Annotated in this window: 18 protein-coding genes and 2 pseudogenes; 12 read left to right on the top strand and 8 right to left on the bottom strand. The window is 35.3% G+C overall.

Annotated elements, in window-relative coordinates:
- Window positions 1-72 precede the first annotated feature (72 nt).
- The 7 genes and pseudogenes from BG05_RS27125 to BG05_RS27095 all read left to right on the top strand — a co-directional run bounded on the left by BG05_RS27125 (window position 73) and on the right by BG05_RS27095 (window position 6,497).
- Window positions 73-2,012, top strand: a pseudogene (locus BG05_RS27125) (BglG family transcription antiterminator).
- Between the two features lie 110 nt (window positions 2,013-2,122).
- On the top strand, window positions 2,123-2,443 hold the full coding sequence (locus BG05_RS27120) for a PTS lactose/cellobiose transporter subunit IIA (RefSeq protein ID WP_002125414.1): 321 nt from the start codon (window positions 2,123-2,125) through the stop codon (window positions 2,441-2,443).
- Between the two features lies 1 nt (window position 2,444).
- Window positions 2,445-2,750 carry a PTS sugar transporter subunit IIB gene (locus BG05_RS27115; protein ID WP_003187483.1) on the top strand — a complete coding sequence of 102 codons (306 nt, stop codon included), beginning with the start codon at window positions 2,445-2,447 and terminating at the stop codon, window positions 2,748-2,750.
- Window positions 2,751-2,826: 76 nt separating this feature from the next.
- Window positions 2,827-4,137 carry a PTS sugar transporter subunit IIC gene (locus BG05_RS27110; RefSeq protein WP_003187484.1) on the top strand — a complete coding sequence of 437 codons (1,311 nt, stop codon included), beginning with the start codon at window positions 2,827-2,829 and terminating at the stop codon, window positions 4,135-4,137.
- Entirely contained in the window at window positions 4,113-4,391 is a 279-nt protein-coding gene (locus tag BG05_RS27105) for a hypothetical protein (RefSeq protein ID WP_002087437.1), read from the top strand. Before BG05_RS27110 ends, BG05_RS27105 begins: the two co-directional genes overlap by 25 nt.
- Window positions 4,381-5,466, top strand: a complete 1,086-nt coding sequence (locus BG05_RS27100) for a DUF871 domain-containing protein (protein WP_002125417.1) — start codon at window positions 4,381-4,383, stop codon at window positions 5,464-5,466. Before BG05_RS27105 ends, BG05_RS27100 begins: the two co-directional genes overlap by 11 nt.
- Before the next feature lie 107 nt (window positions 5,467-5,573).
- Window positions 5,574-6,497, top strand: coding sequence for a HEAT repeat domain-containing protein (locus BG05_RS27095; protein ID WP_002186685.1), 924 nt, complete (start codon window positions 5,574-5,576; stop codon window positions 6,495-6,497).
- A gap of 54 nt (window positions 6,498-6,551) precedes the next feature.
- Here the strand turns inward: BG05_RS27095 and entC are convergent, their stop codons facing one another.
- The 4 genes from entC to BG05_RS27075 all read right to left on the bottom strand — a co-directional run bounded on the left by entC (window position 6,552) and on the right by BG05_RS27075 (window position 11,659).
- A complete protein-coding gene (gene entC / locus BG05_RS27090; RefSeq protein ID WP_033729754.1) occupies window positions 6,552-7,988 on the bottom strand; it encodes a cell wall-binding protein EntC in 1,437 nt (478 codons plus the stop codon).
- A 718-nt stretch (window positions 7,989-8,706) separates the two neighbouring features.
- Window positions 8,707-9,858 (bottom strand): ABC transporter permease, encoded by a 1,152-nt coding sequence (locus tag BG05_RS27085; protein WP_002029935.1) that lies wholly within the window; start codon window positions 9,856-9,858, stop codon window positions 8,707-8,709.
- 26 nt (window positions 9,859-9,884) lie between these two features.
- On the bottom strand, window positions 9,885-10,559 hold the full coding sequence (locus BG05_RS27080) for an ABC transporter ATP-binding protein (protein WP_002087431.1): 675 nt from the start codon (window positions 10,557-10,559) through the stop codon (window positions 9,885-9,887).
- Entirely contained in the window at window positions 10,556-11,659 is a 1,104-nt protein-coding gene (locus BG05_RS27075) for an efflux RND transporter periplasmic adaptor subunit (protein ID WP_003187495.1), read from the bottom strand. The genes BG05_RS27080 and BG05_RS27075 overlap by 4 nt, the downstream gene beginning before the upstream one ends.
- A 211-nt stretch (window positions 11,660-11,870) precedes the next feature.
- On the opposite strand from BG05_RS27075, the gene BG05_RS27070 reads away from it, so the two are divergent.
- The 3 genes and pseudogenes from BG05_RS27070 (at window position 11,871) to BG05_RS27060 (ending at window position 14,553) form a co-directional block, all read left to right on the top strand.
- Complete coding sequence (locus BG05_RS27070) at window positions 11,871-12,605, top strand: YwaF family protein (RefSeq protein WP_002186681.1); 735 nt, start codon at window positions 11,871-11,873, stop codon at window positions 12,603-12,605.
- Between the two features lie 91 nt (window positions 12,606-12,696).
- Entirely contained in the window at window positions 12,697-13,563 is an 867-nt protein-coding gene (locus BG05_RS27065) for an ABC transporter permease subunit (RefSeq protein ID WP_002186680.1), read from the top strand.
- A gap of 1 nt (window position 13,564) precedes the next feature.
- Window positions 13,565-14,553, top strand: a pseudogene (locus tag BG05_RS27060) (ABC transporter permease).
- A gap of 43 nt (window positions 14,554-14,596) precedes the next feature.
- On the opposite strand, the gene brnQ2 reads toward BG05_RS27060, so the two are convergent.
- The 4 genes from brnQ2 to BG05_RS27040 form a co-directional block, all read right to left on the bottom strand.
- Window positions 14,597-15,913: a branched-chain amino acid transport system II carrier protein BrnQ2 gene (gene brnQ2, locus BG05_RS27055; RefSeq protein ID WP_002186678.1), complete on the bottom strand. Its 1,317-nt coding sequence runs from the start codon at window positions 15,911-15,913 to the stop codon at window positions 14,597-14,599.
- Between the two features lie 220 nt (window positions 15,914-16,133).
- Complete coding sequence (gene cotJC / locus BG05_RS27050; protein ID WP_002010774.1) at window positions 16,134-16,703, bottom strand: spore coat protein CotJC; 570 nt, start codon at window positions 16,701-16,703, stop codon at window positions 16,134-16,136.
- Window positions 16,704-16,715: 12 nt separating this feature from the next.
- Window positions 16,716-16,979, bottom strand: a complete 264-nt coding sequence (locus BG05_RS27045; protein ID WP_000194952.1) for a spore coat protein CotJB — start codon at window positions 16,977-16,979, stop codon at window positions 16,716-16,718.
- A gap of 8 nt (window positions 16,980-16,987) precedes the next feature.
- Complete coding sequence (locus BG05_RS27040) at window positions 16,988-17,203, bottom strand: spore coat associated protein CotJA (RefSeq protein WP_000357172.1); 216 nt, start codon at window positions 17,201-17,203, stop codon at window positions 16,988-16,990.
- A 109-nt stretch (window positions 17,204-17,312) separates the two neighbouring features.
- Between BG05_RS27040 and BG05_RS27035 the strand changes: the two genes are divergently transcribed.
- The gene (locus BG05_RS27035; RefSeq protein ID WP_000398543.1) at window positions 17,313-17,678 is read left to right on the top strand and encodes a VOC family protein; all 366 of its coding nucleotides are present in this window, start codon (window positions 17,313-17,315) and stop codon (window positions 17,676-17,678) included.
- A 20-nt stretch (window positions 17,679-17,698) separates the two neighbouring features.
- Window positions 17,699-18,478: a DUF2935 domain-containing protein gene (locus tag BG05_RS27030; protein WP_033732081.1), complete on the top strand. Its 780-nt coding sequence runs from the start codon at window positions 17,699-17,701 to the stop codon at window positions 18,476-18,478.
- Window positions 18,479-18,754 lie beyond the last annotated feature (276 nt).

The following is an 18,754-nucleotide window of genomic DNA, read 5'->3' as shown; positions in this document are numbered from 1 at the left end:
CGGGATAAAAGGGAAAAAACTACTGATTTCAGTGGCTTTTTCCCTTTTATATAAAGAGCGAGAGGAAGAGCTATGACAAAAGTGCATCAGCGATTAATTTCCATTTTAGAGGAGTTTTTAGAAGAGAAATCGATGTTAAATCGAGCTTTTTTAGCGAGCCGTTTACACGTATCAACGAAGACGATTCAAAAGGATATAAAATTATTAAATGATATATTGGAAGAACACGGAGCGAAAATTGAATCACAAAGAGGGAATGGGTACGAACTAGAAATTATACAAACTAAGAAGTTTGAAGATTTTTGCGTAAATGTATTTCAAAAACAGACAGAAAAGATTCCAACTTCTTATGAAGAAAGAGTAGCTTATATTTTACACCGTATTTTAACGACAGATGGGTATGTGAAGCTTTCACAGCTAGCGGAAGAGATTTATGTGAGTAAATCTACTGTAAACTTAATTATGAAAGATGTTACGGATATTTGTAGTCGCTATGAGTTACAAATTGAAAAAAGACCATATTATGGTATACGTATTGTAGGAGAAGAATTTAATATTCGTTCTTGTTTATCACAATATGGTTTACCGCGGTATGAACATACTCCGTTTCATGAGAACTATGAGCAGACGGACACATATTTATCGTTACCCCATATTTCTCTCATCCGCTCAGTTATACTAAAGTATATCGAGGGAGGAACGATATATTTATCAGATATAGAAATTGATAATTTATCAATTCATATTGCGATTGCTTTAAAGAGATGCAGGGATGATCATTACATTCAAGCACTGCATGTAGAGGAATCTGAACTTATAATAAAGAAAGAATATAAAATTGCGAAACAGATTTTAGGGAATTTAGGGGCAGAGCTAAAGCTTCAATTTCCAGAAGAAGAAATTTTATATGTGACGATGCATTTATTAAGTACTGCTGTTACAGCGAGAGATCGCTATGAAAATGTAGAAGAGCTATTAGGGAAAGACGTATATGCATTCATGCAGCATATTCTTTTCAAAGTAGCGGAAGAACGGAATCTTACTTTTTATTACGATGAAGAATTGTTATTTGGTTTTGGTGTTCATTTAAAAACGTTATTAAATCGTTTGAGATATAAGTTAAATACGAGGAATCCTCTTTTGGCAGAAGTGAAAAAAATTATCCATATGCTTTTGAAATTGCAGTTCTCGTTGGAGATATAATTGGTGAATATACGGGTGAATCCATTCCAGAGAGTGAGATTGGTTATATTGCCATTCACTTTGGTGGGGCGATGAGCCGCTTGCAGGAAAATAATCAAAAGAAAAGATGTTTATTAGTTTGTGCAACTGGTCAAGGGAGTGCACAACTACTGAAATATAAAATTCTATCACATTTCCGAGATAAACTAGAGATTGTAGGTATTACAGGGTACTATCAATTGAAAGTGGAAGATCTTTATAAAGATAAAATAGATTGTATTATTAGTACGATTCATATACCGAGTGGTTTGCCTGTTCCGGTTATAAAGGTAAACTCAATATTTGATGATAAAGAGATTAAATCAATTGGTAAGCAGTTATTTACACATGTGAATGATAGTATGCAGCAATATATTAAGGAAGATTTGATCTTCTTAAATCGTAGTGCTTCTACGAAAGAAGAGGTTATTCAGTTTTTATGTGAGAAAGCTGCTGAGAAAAACTATGTACCCGCAAACTTTTATGCTTCTGTTATGGAGAGAGAGAACACATCTCCTACAGCGGTTGGAAACTTAGTGGCAATTCCGCATCCGATGCAATTATTAAGCGATACGACATTTTTGATGTTTTGTACACTCGATAAGGCGATTGACTGGGGAGATAAAAAAGTACAAGTTATTATTTTATTTAGTGTGAAGCGCAATAATAATGAAGATTTACAAAAGCTTTATGATTTTTTATATGATATTATGTCTAATCAAACTATAATAGAAAAATTGCATCAGGCTCAAGCTGTTGATGATTTTCAAGAAATCTTACTATCATTATGAAAAAGTATATTAAAACTTCCGTTACATAACGGAAGTTTTTTATGTTTAATTGTATGCGTTTTCATAATAAGATGAAAATATAGAAAAAACATAGCTTGGAGGAATTTAAAATGACTGATATGCAAACTCCATTTGCGTTAATTTTACATGGTGGTAACGCGAGAAGCGCGGCACTTGAAGCAATTGCTTTTGCAAGACAAGGAGATTTCCAGAATGCGAGTGAAAAGATGGAACTTGCTAGTGAGGAAATATCATCCGCTCATCGTATTCAAACCGATTTAATTCAAGAGGAAGCAAGAGGCAATCATGCAGAAATAAGTTTATTATTAGTGCATGCACAAGATCATTTAATGAATGCCATTACAGTGAAAGAACTTGCTGAGGAATTTATTACTCTTCATAAACGAGTGGAAGAGAAAGTGACAGTATAATATGTATATTTTATTATGTTGTGCAGCAGGCATGTCAACGAGTATGGTTGTAAGAAAAATGCAAGAAGAGGCAAAGAAACAAGGGAAGGATTATAAAATTAAAGCAGTTGATTCGGAACTTGTGAAACTGGAAATAAAAAATACTGATGTTGTTTTAATTGGACCACAGGTGAAGTATTTGTTTCCAGCGGTAGAGTTTCTTGCAAAGTCATACGATATACCAGTTGCAATTATAGAGCAGCGAGATTATGGTATGTGTGATGGTTTGAAAGTACTTAAGCAAGCTGAACAATTAGTTTTAGCGTAATTATATTTTTTTAAATATAAACATTATAATGTTATAACTTTTACTTTTGTCAGATTGAACATAGGGAGGGTTATCGATGAATGGTTTTATGAGTTTTATGGAACAGAAGATTATGCCAACAACGCAAAAGATTGCGGGGCAACGACATTTATTAGCAATTCGAAATGGAGTTATTTCTACATTACCGTTAACGATTGTCGGGTCATTTTTCGTTATCTTTTTAAACTTACCAATTGATGCATATATGGAGTGGATTGCACCGTTTCGTCATATTTTAGATATTCCATTCCGATTTACAGTAGGCTTAATGGCTTTATACGCAGCATTTGGGGTAGGGGCCTCACTCGCGAACTTTTATCAGCTCAATCAATTAAGTGCAGGATTATTATCTGTACTCGCCTTTTTACTAGCATCAGTTGAACCAATTCAAATAACAAAAGCTGTACCAGGTGTTATTGATGCAGGAAGATATATTTCAGTAGGGACATTAAGTGCTACGTCTTTATTTGGAGCTATTGTGACAGCATTAATTGCAGTAGAAATTTATCACTTTATGATTAAGCATAATATTTCGATTAAATTACCAGATAGTGTACCACCAGCAGTTGCAAACTCGTTTGCAGCATTAATTCCAACTTTAGTAGTTATTCTTTTATTCTGGGGTATTCGTTACGGTTTGAAATTTGATGTAAACACAACAATCACATATTTAATCGCACCATTAAAATCAGTATTAGTAGGAAATAATTTATTCGGCGGTTTATTAACAGTATTCTTAATCGTGTTCTTCTGGTCGTTCGGTATACATGGCCCAGCGATTTTAGGACCAATCATCCGTCCGATGTGGGATTCAGCAATTCTTGAAAATATGGAAGTATTCACGGCTACAGGAAATGCACATCAGTTACCAAACTTATTTACAGAGCAATTTATTCAATGGTTCGTATGGATTGGTGGATCAGGCTCAACGTTAGCTTTAGTAATTATGTTTATGTTCTCTAAATCTAAGTTCTTAAAAGAGTTAGGTAGATTATCATTCGTACCAGGTTTATTCAATATTAACGAGCCAATTATTTTCGGGGCACCAATTGTAATGAATCCAATCTTAATTATTCCGTTCGTTATTACACCGTTAGTTACAACGACGGTATCATATTTCGCAGTTGTTTCAGGTATGATTCCGCTCATGATGGCGAAGCTGCCATTTACGATGTTAGCGCCAATTGCAGCGATTATTAGTACGGACCGGACAATTATGGCTGGTGTACTTGTACTTGTTAACTTTGTTATCTCATTCGTTATTTACTATCCATTCTTCAAAATGTATGAGAAGCAACAATTAGCAGGAGAGGAGAAAACAGAATGCTCGGAGCAATTATCATCTTAATTACATTCGTGGCGGGGCAGTGTATTGCACATTATTCAAAGTGGGTACAAAGTAAATCGCTATTAGTTTTACTACTTGTGTCGATATTATTTATTGGATGTTCAATGGGGGCTTATGTGGCATTTAGTTTAGAATCACCGTACTTTATCATCGTACCAACGATTTTATGTGCAACATGTTTATCTGCAAAATATAGATTTACGAGCATGGCATTAATACAACGTGTGAAGGAGATGCAAAAGCATGGAGCGTAAATTAGGAATTTCACTTTATCCAGAGCATTCAACGAAAGAACAAGATATGGCATACATTTCGACAGCGGCACGCCACGGTTTTTCAAGAATATTCACTTGTTTACTGTCTGTTAATCGTCCAAAAGAGGAAATTGTAGCTGAATTTAAAGAAATTATTGGGCATGCAAAAGAGTATAATATGGAAGTTATTTTAGATGTAGCTCCGGCTGTATTCGATCAACTTGGTATTAGTTATAGTGATCTATCATTCTTTGCAGAGTTAGGTGCAGATGGAATTCGTTTAGATGTAGGGTTTGACGGGTTAACAGAAGCGAAAATGACGAATAATCCATATGGCTTAAAAATTGAGCTGAATGTAAGTAATGATATTGCCTATTTAGAAAATATCCTTTCGCATCAAGCGAATAAATCAGCTTTAATTGGTTGTCACAATTTTTATCCGCAAAAATTCACTGGTCTTCCGTATGATTATTTCATTCGCTGTAGTGAACGCTTCAAAAAGCATGGTATTCGCAGTGCAGCCTTTATTACATCGCATGCAGCTGACATCGGTCCATGGGATATTAATGATGGATTATGTACGTTAGAACAACATCGTAACTTACCAATTGAAGTACAAGCGAAACATTTATGGGCAACAGGGCTTATTGATGATGTTATTATCGGAAATGCTTATGCGAATGAAGAAGAGTTAGAGAAACTAGGAAACTTAAATCGTTACATGTTACAGCTAAAGGTACAATTTGTAGACGAAGCGACTGAAGTAGAGAAGAGAGCGACACTGCAAGAATTACACGTAAGACGCGGTGACATAACAGAGTATATGGTACGTTCTACAGAAGTACGTAAAAAGTACAAAGACTATGACTTCCCAGTGCGCGAAAGTGTACGACAGGAAAGAGGGCAAGTTGTAATTGGTAATAACCTATTTGGAAAGTATAAAGGTGAACTACAAATCATTCTGAAAGAAATGCCAATAGATGAACGGAAAAATATTGTCGGTACAATTGCAGAAGAAGAGTTATTCTTACTAGATTATGTAGGAGCTTGGACACAGTTTACTTGTGTGGAATAGGGAAGGTAAGAGAGGATGCTATAGCATCCTCTTTTTTCTGTTGAAATAGTAGTCTATCGTATATAGAATTCAAAGGGATAGATTTAACTTGGACGGGGGAGAAGGAGATGGAAGAGTATATAGATGATTTATTAAGGCGGATGGCGGATGAAGAAGCAGGTATTCGACAATGTGCGTATGAAGAAGCGAGGCAGTTAAATGATGTATCGCTTTTTTTTTGTTTCCAAGAGAAAGTAATGGAAGCACGAAAAGTATATATAAAAACAAATCTTTATTTTTTAATTACACGACTTGCAATAAATACTAAAGAGATGTATATTGCAGATTATTTGATAGATCGGTTAGAAAGTGAAGAAAGCAGGATGGTGTTAGATAGCATGCTCATAGATTTAAGTAAATTATCTGAAGCAAGCAATGCACATAAAATTATTCCTTACATATATCATAAAAATAGTGGAGTTCGTTATTCTGCTGTCATCGCTTTAAAGTTGTGTAAATCGTTGGAAGCAGAAGATGCTTTATTGAAGTTACTTACAGTGGAAGAGAATCGAGATGATATTGTAAATATATGTGCCACTTTATATGAGATTGGAACAAAGCGATCAATCTTACCTTTAACAAAGCTTTTACATTGCGATAGTGCTTATGTTCGTTCAACTGTTATTGAGGTTTTAGCGAAAATAGGGGGAGCGGACTTACAAATAGTTTATATTGAAGCTTTAAAGGATAGAAATGTTATGGTGAAATACGAAGCTGTTCGAGCTATTTATGCATATGGAGATGAAATGGCGATTCAACCAATTAGCGAACGTGTAACTAAAGTTGTTTCTAGAAGACGTAAAAATGAAGTAGAGCCTACTGATGAATCAGAGATCGTCATTGCTCTTCGTTTCTTACATAAGTTTGCTACTCATGAAGAAGTTTTAAAGACGTTTGATAAAGTATATAAAAAACGAGGAAACTTGTTTTTGTCAGAGAGAAAATGGATTCGGGATAATATTAGTTACCTTCAAGAGAAAGAAAGAGTGTAAGAATCATAAAAAAAGAGTTAGCCTCAATAATGAGACTAACTCTTTTTTTAATAATTAGTTTAAAATTTTCACTGTAACTGTTTTACGTCCCCAGTTACTTGATGTACCTTTATCTGGCATTAAAACATCGATTTTATTTCCTTTAATAGCTCCACCAGTATCACCAGCGATTGCTACTCCGTAACCTTCAACCCATACTTTTGAACCTAATGGAATGACACTTGGATCAACTGCAATTAGTTTCATGTTTGGATTAGCTGTTAAGTTATGACCCATAGCTGATTTTACTTGGTCTCCTGCTTTGTAACCATTTTCAAGTGGATCCGCTGTGTAAGCTGTTGCTTGAACTCTTAATTCACGAGAAGAAGATGGTGCACTTGTTTCAGTTTCTTTTGCAACAGGTTGTTGTGTAGCTGGTTTTTGAGCTTTAGCCGCTTCACGAGCTTTAGCTGCCTCTTGAGCCTTAGCTGCTTCACGAGCTTCAGCTGCCTCCCCGGCTTTAGCCGCTTCACGAGCTTCAGCTGCTTCCTCGGCTTTAGCCGCTTCACGAGCCTTAGCTGCTTCTTGAGCTTTAGCCGCTTCACGAGCTTTAGCTGCCTCTTGAGCCTTAGCTTCTGCTTGAGCTTCAGCTTCTGCCTGAGCTTTAGCTGCTTCACGAGCTTTAGCTGCTTCTTGAGCTTTAGCTTCTGCTTGAGCTTTAGCTGCTTCAGTTGCTTCTTGAGCTTTAGCTGCTTCACGAGCTTTAGCCGCTTCTTGAGCCTTAGCTTCTGCTTGAGTTTCAGCTGCTTCACGAGCTTTAGTTGCTTCTTGAGCCTTAGCTTTTGCTTGAGTTTCAGCTACTTCCCCGGCTTTAACTGCTTCACGAACTTTAGCTGTATCTTGAACGTTAGTTACTTTTTCAGCTTTAACTACTGGCTGAACTTTAACTGGTGCTTTTCCTGTTAAGTAAGGAATGTGTACATAAGCTGTTTGGCCGTTATATTCAAATTGGATCCAATCATTTTGTACTTGGTGTGTTGTTTCGATTACATCATCTTTTTTCAATTTACCAAGAATCGCTGAATCTGTATTTGCTCCAGCACGTACGTTTAATACGTTTGCTGTTACGTAGTAAGTATCTTTTGTGTAGTCAGCGCTTATGAAAGCCTCTTTACCACTATTTAATTTAACTTTTGACCATCCGTTTTCTGTATGTAAAACGTTAACTTTATATCCATCTAATAACTTTCCGACAACTTGTGATTCAGTAGTTGGGTTTTCTCGTACATTTAGTACATCAGTCGTTACGATTGTTTCTGCTTTAGCAGATGTTGTGAAAATCCCAAGACCAAAAACCGCTGCTGTTGCTATACCCATAAATTTTTTCATAATAGCCTCCATTGCATTTGTTTTCGTTGACCTCATTATAGCAACCATTATTTTCTTATTTGCGGAAAACACAAAACTACAAAGCATTCGTAACGAGGCATTAATATTCTGTAATAATTCCATTAATATCCTGATAGCGTTTTCTTTGCGTTTTTGAGGGGATTAGAACATACGATTCATAAAATCAACACTTTTTTAATTACTAATAGATTAATAATGTATCAGTAGTGTTACTTGAATGTTTCTGTAACGTTACAAAAAAGGGGTATTTAACTATTTGAATCGTAATGTAGTTATGAAAATATAATCTTCTTGTGTGTGAAGTCGTATATATAGGGGGGATTTTAATGAAATAGAGATATAATTGTTACAAAATAAGTTGTAGTATGGAAAAAATTACGCCTTGAATTTGTTCTTTTACATATTATTTTTGCAATAATAGGATTGTAGGATAGTGGTAATGCGAAATGAAAGTTGCAAGGATAAAAAGATAATCGCAACATGAAACATATATAATAGAAGAAACATGATTTAAAGGGATGATATCGTTATGAGTTGGTTCGCGAGTTGCAGTAGAATTATCCCGCTATTGGCGGGCAGTAAAACCCTCACCTCAAAATTCGGCTGAAGCAAAGAAGTTAGGTGGGAGATTAACTGCCCGTAAAAGCCCGATTGGTGAAGGCTAATAATCAGTGGGGGATGAACAAAACCCCCACTGATTATAGTTTCACTTTATATAATAGAAGTTAGAGGTTCTTATTTTTGTCAAAACGTCGATGAAATTACATTTGCCTTCAACAAAATAAAAAACGTAGGAGTGTAAACTCCTACGTTTTTTTATTTACTCATATCGTAAACATTCAATTGGATCAAGTTTAGCAGCTTTGTTTGCTGGTAGTAAACCGAATGCAATACCGATTAGCATTGAGATACCTACTGAAAGAAGTCCAAGTTCTTTTGAGATAACGAGTGGCCATCCGGCAAAGATTGAGACGATCCAAGCGAAGAAAATACCAAGCATGAATCCGATGAAACCACCGAGTCCTGTTAAAATACAAGATTCAATTAAGAATTGTGTTAATACTTTACCGCGCGTTGCACCAAGTGCTTTACGAATACCGATCTCACGTGTACGTTCTGTTACAGATACAAGCATGATGTTCATTACACCGATACCACCAACAAGTAAGGAGATAGCGGCAATGCCACCGAATACCATTTTCATCATACCGATGGATTCGTCTAATTGCTTCGTAAATTCACCTAAGTCCTGTGCTTCGAATTTGTGCTCGAATTTAGGAGCTTTCATGTCGTTTAAAACAGAAACAGCTTGTTTTTCTACACTTTTACGTTCTGTTGGAGAGGTCATTGTTAATTTTACAGAGTCATACTCATTTACTCCTGAAATGACAGGCGCGTTTTCAAGAGATGTATAACCTTCAGGCATAGCCATTCCAAATTCGTTTTTCGTTTCGTATACACCGACTATTTTATACGGCTTTCCTTTTACATCTGTGTATAAATTTGATTCCCAACCACTAAATAATTTGTTGAAAGCTTCTTCATTTAATATAACAGCAGGAATTGCTTGGTTTAATTCGCTGTCGTTTAATTCACGACCGTGAACTAATTTTATTTTCGAATCTGTCATAAAGGCGCCTGTTCCACCTTTTAAATCAAGAGAGACATCTTTTGAACCAGAAGATGCTTTTACTTTCATACTTACATCTGGATAAACATCTTTAACGCCTGGTACAGTTTGAAGACGTTTTAGCATATCAGGTGTGATTTTGGCACTATCAGTTCCATAATCAGGGTTGTTGTAGTAAATCGTTACTTCAGTATCTTTTCCTTGGCCTAACTCTTTTTTAAACTTTGCATTTGTACCATCACCCATTGAAATGATAGTAATAATGGCGCTAATACCGATAATAATACCTAGCATTGTTAATATAGAACGCATTTTATGAGCAAAGATAGAGGAAAGGGCCATGCGTATATTTTCACTCGTGTTCAAAATTAACCTCTCCAATCTTGGACGATATTTCCGTCACGAATTACAATTTGACGTGCTGCCGCTTCCCCAATTTCACGATCGTGGGTAATCATAATGATTGTTGAGCCTTGTTTGTTTAATTCGTAAAAGAGATCCATAATTTGTGTACTTGTTTTCGTATCAAGTGCACCCGTCGGTTCATCTGCTAAGAGAAATTTCGGGTTATTTACGATTGCACGTGCGACTGCGACACGCTGCTTTTGTCCACCTGACAATTCATTTGGTAAGTGAGTAGCACGATCAGCTAAACTGACTTTTGTTAAAGCTGCTAATGAGCGCTCACGTCTTTCTTTTTTATCGACTCCAGCGTAAATAAGAGGTAGTTCTACATTTTGAAGTGCTGTAAGTCTCGGTAATAACATAAAGTTTTGGAATATGAATCCGATCTCTTTATTACGAACATGTGCAAGTTCTGTTTCAGACATGTTTGAAATGTTTTGACCAGCTAGTTCGTACGCACCTGTCGTTGGTTTATCTAAGCAACCGATAATGTTCATTAATGTTGATTTACCAGAACCAGATGGTCCCATAATAGAAGTGAATTCTCCTTGGTTTAGTGTTACATCAATTCCGTGTAATATTTGAACGGACTCTGCACCATTTTGGAAAGATTTCGTGATGCCTTTTAAGTTAATCATTGAGTGACAACCTCCATACCGTCTTTTAAGTCTTTTTCAGGTTTAGAGATAATTTCCTCTCCTTTTTTCACTCCAGAAACTTTTGCTTCGCTATCTGTCTCAAATTCAACAGTAACTGCTTGTTCTTTCGCTTTACCGTCTTTTACAACGAAGACAACATTTTTTTCACCTTTTTTCACAATGCTGCTTTTCGGAACAATCGTACCAGTTGCTTCGCCAGATTTACTTGTTACGTAAACATGGAAGCCGTTTTGTAATTCTTCACTATTATCTAATGTGACAGTGAATTGATAATTAGAAACAGTTTTATTTTCGTCCATGCTCTTTAATGGTGTAGAACCGATTTCTGTTACTTTTCCTGTCCAAGTCTTACCAGCGACAGTTTTTGATGAAACAGTTACTTCTTGCCCAACTTTCATACTAGCAAGTTCATATTCAGAAAGTTGACCTTTTACTTTAAATTGACCAGCGTGACGAAGTGTAATGCCACTCATACCTGTTTTTTCATCAGCAGTTTTTACGATATCATCAATTACACCGTCGGCTGGACTCGTTACAGAAAGTGTGTTTACTTTCTCTTTTGCTACTTTAATCATTTCATCAGCTTTTTCTACTTCAAACTTCTTCATTTCAAGTTGTGATTCTAATTGCCCAACTTCAATTTCTGATGCTTTTAATGCTTCAGCGGGAAGGCCTGCATTTTTATCTTTTTGTAATTTTTGTTTCGCTGCATCAATTTGTTTTTGGAACAATGTTACTTCTTTTTGTGCGATTTTCTTTTGCATTTCTGCTTCTGTTACACCTTGTTTAGCAGTAGGGTCATTATATTTGAATAGAAGCTGACCTTTTTTCACTTCATCACCTTTTTTAACAGCTAATTCATACGTACCTTTTGTTGGATCGAATGAAATTGTTTCAATACCATTTGGAATAACTTCGCCGCCAAATTTTTGTGCATTTTCAATTTGTTTTTCCGTAATTTTATAACCGCTATATGCCATTGCTACTTCTGAACTACCGCCAGCAAATGCAAAATATGATCCAGCTGCAATTCCGATCGCTACTACACTAGTAATTAACACTTTATTTTTCTTCTTCATCTATTTATCACCTTTTCGTTCGTTTTAGTATCTACATTAAGTATAAAAGAGGTGAAGAATCTGACAAATCGTTTTAGCTTACAATAACCTTACAGTTTTGTAAGGTATGAATATCTAAATGTAAGGTAGAGGTTGTCCTAGTTTAAGCAAATGAATTGACTCGTTGTTTCTTTCTAACAATAATATTGTATGAAGGAGAGGAGGAAGGAAGATGGAAGCTTATTTTAGTGCGCATCCATTAAAACCATTTATTCCGTACTCGAGGCAACATGTCATTATATTATTTATTATGTTGGTGGGGATATTTTTTCTGTATCAATACCAAGATTTATTGCGTCAAAGTGAGTGGAATATAACGGTTCGATATGCGATTGCATTTCTATTTATAGGAAGTGAGATTGGACTTCATATGTGGGAATGGGAAGTGGGTATTTTTGAGCTAGGCACTTCATTACCATTTGAGTTATGTACGATAAGTTTGTTGTTAGCGTCGATTATGATTGTAACGAAAAGTTATCGAATATATGAGATTGTGTTTTTTACAGGGATTATCGGTGCATCGCAAGCCATTTTAACACCGAACGTGCAATATGCTTTTCCGCATTTTCGCTTTATAGAATTCTTTATCGCACATATATTGCTCATTTGGGCACCACTCTTTATGACATGGGTGGAAGGATATCGTCCGACATTACAATCTATTAAGCGTACGATGGTATTTTTAAATATATTGATTCCAATTGTTTCGTTTGTGAATTACAAAACAGGCGGTAATTATATGTTTTTAGCTCGTAAGCCAGAAACTGCTTCATTACTCGATATGTTAGGGCCGCATCCTTACTATATTATTTCATTAGAAATTGCAGCGCTTATGGGATGTTTTATTTTGTATATGCCGTTTGCGAAAAGAGAAGGGCATGCGCATAAAGAATCACTAGGATCATAACCTAGTGATTTTTTCGTTTTATAAATATTTACAATTCAGAAAATTAAGAATAAAATTAGAGGGTAAATTATATATAGAGAGAAGGGAAAACGTGGTCAAAAAAGTTTTTCTGAATGGGATGGAAGTGACGATTCAATTTATTATTTCGATTTTGGGTATTATTTGTTTAGGGGCACTGCCGAAATTATTTTATGGGTTTGAGCTGAATGCATCAAAGTACATAAAGAGTTTAAAAGAAGTGTTTGTGAACTTAATGGATATCTCCAATTTGCAATATGTGAGAGATAAATTTTTATTTCCGCAGTTGTTCATCCATTATAAAGAAACGATTGTTATTTTTTTAGCTGCTTTTTTTATTTCATTATTTGTAGCATTTTGTATTGTTTATGTGATTATGAGTAGTTCACTGCGTATACAACATCGAATTAAATCATTTCTCATCTTCCTAGAATCCATCCCAGACATTCTTCTTATTTTAGGCTCACAAATTTTAGTTATATGGTTTTTTAAACAAACAGGTTTTTTACCTTTTCAAATCGCGTCAATCGGAGGCGAGTCGATTAGAGGATTGCCAATATTTTGTTTGACTATACCGACTACGATTATGTTTGTAAAAATGTTAGTGCTTCGTTTTGAAAATGAGCTAGAAAAAGATTATGTACTATTTGCTAAGGCGAAAGGGCTGAATCGATTTCATATTTTAAATCGTCATATTTTACGAAATGTGTTACTTAGTACACTTTTCTTTGCGAAAACGAATATCTTTTTTGTGTTATCCAATTTATATATTATAGAATGGATTTTTAATACGGGTGGTATTTTTATGTTTTTGAAATCTTATGAGGGTATTAGGGTTGAGGTTTTCATCGTTAGTGTACTGCTTATTTATATTCCGATTTTTATTTTATTCAAATTGTTTCATTATCTCATTCCAGCTGCGATGAAGGAGAGATTATAATATGTGGACGTATATAAAACGCGATAAAAGATTTTGGATAAGCATTGGGTTTCTTCTCATATTAGTTCTTTTGAGCATCGGAAATACGATATGGAATGGTGGGCACATTAGACAAGTTACACTGCAATATGACGCGGCTGGAAATCCAGAAGTACCACCGTTTTCACCTTCATTACAATTTTTACTCGGGACAGACCGGAAAGGATATGATCTGTTACATTTAGTCATTGAAGGCGCGAAGTGGACGATTGGTATATCTATTTTAATTGCGGCACTTAGAATGGTAATAGGTGTATTTTTTGGTGTTGTACTCGGAACGTACATAAAAAGAGGGTTTTCAAAAATCGAGGCTTTTTTTGATAGTTTTACAGTTATTCCAACAGTTATGATTGCGTATTTCTTTCTCCAATCTGTGAATACCTTTGGAAGTGGAGAGGAAACAACAACTTTTTTTGAAAGGGCTTCGTTTCAAGTTGTATTACTTGTAATGCTTGTGATGCCAGTTATTGCACTGTATGTTGCGAAGGAAGTTCGTAAATTGAGAACCGAAGAATTCATTGAGGCTGCGTGTATATTAGGTGGATCAAGAAGACACATTGTTATAAAGCATCTTTTTCCGCATCTCTATATGACGTTTATACTTGTATTTCTTCAGCAATTTACGCAGACTCTTACTATTTTACTCCACTTAGGGTTACTGGAAGTATTCTTTGGCGGAACTGTTAAGTTTTTAGGACCGGTAGAAGAAATAGACTCTTACACGCATGAATGGTCAGGTTTAATTGGAGTATACTTTAGATCTTTAACAGTGCATCCATGGATTCCTCTCGTCCCAATTACATTTTTCGGACTTACTATTTTTTCAGGAAATATGATTGTAAAAAGCATAGAAGAAGCGATGATGAAAGTATAAAGAAGACAGATGTAGAAAAGGAACAACCTGCTGTGCAGTCAAAAGAAGAATTATTTACTTTTAAACATACGATTTGAAAATAAAGAAGAAGCAAGCATAATCAATGCTTGCTTCTTTTCTTTATTTTGTAGAAACTTCACCTTCAGCTTCTGTTTGCGGAATAAAGTATCCGATTATACCACCAATTATTGCCGGAACAATCCAGCCGATTCCTAAGTTATAAAAAGGAATGGTGTGTACGATATTCGCGATAAAGTTTGGAATCATTCCCACATTATCAAGTGCATGAATACAGCTAATAATGAATGCTGCAATCATCGCTCCGATATAGACAGAAGGTTTACGTTTCGTATATTTATCGATAAATGATACGAAAATTAAAATGATTGTAATTGGGTACAAAATGATTAATACGGGTAATGTAATTTTGATTAATAAACTTAATCCTAAGTTTGAAATAACGAAGCTAAAGATACAAACGTATAGTACAAGCTTCTTATATGAAACATTTGTTAGTACTGTTGTGAAATAGTTGGCGAATGCACTTACAACACCGATTGCAGTCGTTAAACAAGCAAAGATAATTGCGATACTTAATAAAACATTACCGCTTGTCCCAAAGAATTGATACATAACAGTTGCTAATAGCTGACCGCCATTTTCGAATTGTCCTAAATTTCCGTTTGAAGCGCCAATATAACCGAGTAAGAAGTAAACAATTGTTAAGAAAAGAGCCGCAATGCTTCCGCAAATAATTGTATATTTCGCAATGGATTTCTTATCTTGTATCCCGTTTTGACGAATTGCATTTACAACAATCGTTGATAATACGAGTGCTCCGATTGCATCTAATGTTAAAAAGCCTTCAAGAAATCCTTTGAAAAATGGAATTTCTTTATAGTCACCAACAGGTTCTGCAAATGATCCTGGTGAAAGAATCGCTTTTGTTGCCATAATTGCAATAATTCCAAGCAAAATTGGCGTTAATATTTTTCCGATATGATCTACTAATTTGGATGGATTTAACGATAAGAAGTAGACGACTATAAAGAAAATCGCACTAAAAACTAACATAGAGTACCATTGATCTGGGAAAAGTGGTGCAATCCCAATTTCATAAGATACAGTTCCAGTTCGTGGAATAACAAATAGTGGGCCGATGGAAAGATAAATAATGATAGCGAATACTGCTGCGAATTTTGGGTGAACACGGCTCGCTAAAGTATTAAAACTACCACCAGCAAGGGCAACAGCGACGATAGCTAGTAAAGATAAACCGACATCTGTAATAATAAATCCTGTAATGGAAACCCACATATTTTCTCCGGAAGAAAGACCGAGAAGAGGCGGGAAAATCATATTACCAGCACCGAAGAAAACTGCGAATAGTAATAAACTAATCGAAAGTATTTGCGCTGGTTTTAAAGTTGTACGCATATAAAGAAAAGCCTCCTAATGAGCGTTTTTTTGTCGAAAATTCAAATAATTTGTCGATTGACTGTTATTATTTTAAAGGTCTGATGACTAGAAAGCAAGAGGGAATTTTAAAAATATTTTAAAATAATGCGTAAAATTGAATAAATATACTATTTATATGTTAATGCAGGAAGAATTTCACTTATAACGTAAAAAAACACATATCGCTAGGATATGTGTATTAAAAATAAATTTGCCTATCACGTTCTTCTTTTAAAATTTCTACAGCCTCTCGGAAACGTTGAGAATGGACAATTTCTCGTTCGCGTAAAAAGCGTAAGCTATCATTTATATCGGGATCGTCTGATAAATCAATTAGCCATTGATAAGTCGCTCGTGCTTTTTCTTCAGCTGCAATATCCTCGTATAAATCTGCGATAGGATCTCCTTTCGCTTGAATGTAAGTGGCAGTAAAAGGAACACCACCTGCATTATGGTAAAACAAGGCGCTATCATGATTCGCATAATGCGCGTCTAATCCGGCAGCTTTCATTTGTTCAGGTGTTGCATCTTTTGTTAATTTATAAATCATTGTAGCAATCATTTCTAAATGTGCGAACTCTTCTGTACCAATATCGGTTAGTAAGCCAACGACTTTATCAGGAATTGTATAACGTTGATTTAAGTAGCGAAGAGCAGCGGCTAATTCACCGTCCGCACCACCGTACTGTTCAACTAATAATTTTGCGAGTGCTGGATTACAAGTACTCACTTTAACAGGATATTGTAATTTTTTTTCATAAATCCACATAGTTTCTCTCCTTTATATTTGCCATGGCCACGGTCCTTTGCTCCATTCCCATGGGGCGTTAGAATAACTGTTTCCAAACTGCTGAAGTGGTCCGTATCTTTCTTCAATTTTTTGTTTTAATACTCTTCGTTTATAAGAAAAATCGTTGAATTGATTTATAGCTGCAGTATCGTCGGGATGCGTATCTAAATAGAGAGTAAGTTCAACTAATACAAAGTCTAATTCTTGCAGTTCTTCAATCCATTTGTAATATTCATCAGGCAATGTTTGTGTCACGTTTTTATTCACCTTCCTTTTTTGTAAGGATTTTCATAATAATCATAAAAAGCAGGCCATAAAGTCCCTTTTCTTAAAGCTTCTTTTGGTGTGAATTGGGGTAAATTAGTTGGTTGAAAACCCATATATAAGTGCGGGGGAGTTGAGTAATATTTCTTTCCAATTGGAGGACAAGGATCGTTTGGACCATGATAAGGTATGTAGGATTTCATGAATTTATCCATGTTACAACCCTCCTTTATAAATGAAATATCCATTATTATGTATTGTATTCGTACATAATTGTCATTTATGACTCATATAAAAAACTAATAGAGACAGGGGGAGTTGAGGATGGAAGGCATTACAACATGTATCGTATTAGAATCAAAAAATTTAAAGGAAACATTGTATTTTTATGAAGGGATTTTAGGCTTTAAACCAAGCAAGGAGAGACCTCAACTACATGTAACAGGTGTTTGGTATGACGTTGGTTTAACGAGAATTTGTTTTGTAGTAAATCGGAATTTACGAGGGCGAGAGAAGGTTGCTAATTCTTCGTGTGAATTAATAACCTTTTCAATTTCTGATATGGAAAAAGTAAAGAGAAAATTACAGTTTTACAAAATATCTTTTGCGGAAGAACAGCATGCGGATGGGGTGGTAATTACTCTTTATGATCCAGATTGCTATAAGCTTCAAATTTCATCAGAGGCATGAGTAACCATAGGGGGGATAGCGTGGATAGAATGTATGAAGAAAGCGCACTGTTTGAACATAAATTTTGGCTCAAAGTTCTCGGGGATCATGCTCAGTTTTTACTAGATGCTTTAGCTCCACAGGAGAAAGAAGATATACAGAAAGCCACCTATTTTGTAGAAAAATTCACGAACTTTTTAAATGAAATTCATACTGTAAATTTTATTGCATTTTCAAAAGATGCAGAACAAGCTGCAGAGGAGATTCGAGCATTTAAATTAAATATTATACAAAAGCAATTGGAAGGTAAAATTGTGATTCATTTTACTCCGACTTTTATTAATCATATGGTAAATGAAGTGGAGGAATATATAACAGTATTAGAATACTTAGGGAGGGGAAAAGTCCCGCCCGTTTTTCATGAACTACACTATCATCTCGCGTGGTTAACGGATGCAGCAGGGCATGCTGGTTCTATTTCAGGCGGATTAGATGTTGTGGAAAAAGGATTGAAGGAGAAAAGTGATTTGTTTGCTAAACATTTTGAACAATTTTATTTAAAAGCAGTTGAAATGACAGGTTATTTACGGGCAGAACTGAAACATTTTCCAGCTTTGAAGAAGTTTACAAAAGACGTTTCACTAGAGCTAAAGTTATTCTCGCATTTCCTTCGAGAAGTAGAAGAATTAGAGTTGTCTGAGCAAATATTAAGTTCATTATCAGCCAGGATGGCGGATCATATGGCGAGGGAGGAGTGTTACTATTTATTGAAGTTAGCACAATCCTCAGGGTTAGAGATACCGAAATGTAATCCGCTTTAAAAATAGATTGTAGGGAAGATCAAGCAGACAAATTTTAACAGTGATAGAAGTATGTGAACAGGTTTCATTATGAAAAAAATATTGACAAGCCCCTCCAAATATCTTAATGTGATTGTATAAAATTGTGTATCTAAAGGGGAGTAACTTATTACAGTAAAGTCGTCATTACAGGGAGAAACCCTCGGCTTTATTGGCAACGTTTCGTTGTTAGTGAGACCTTTACCAGCAATGGTAAAGGCCCCTTATTGTCTTTTTTAGGACCCTTACCATATTTGG

Source organism: Bacillus mycoides, assembly GCF_000832605.1.
Classification (GTDB): Bacteria; Bacillota; Bacilli; order Bacillales; family Bacillaceae_G; genus Bacillus_A; species Bacillus_A mycoides.
The sequence above is the reverse complement of the archived record's forward strand: the minus strand, read 5'-3'. Positions and strand labels throughout refer to the sequence as shown.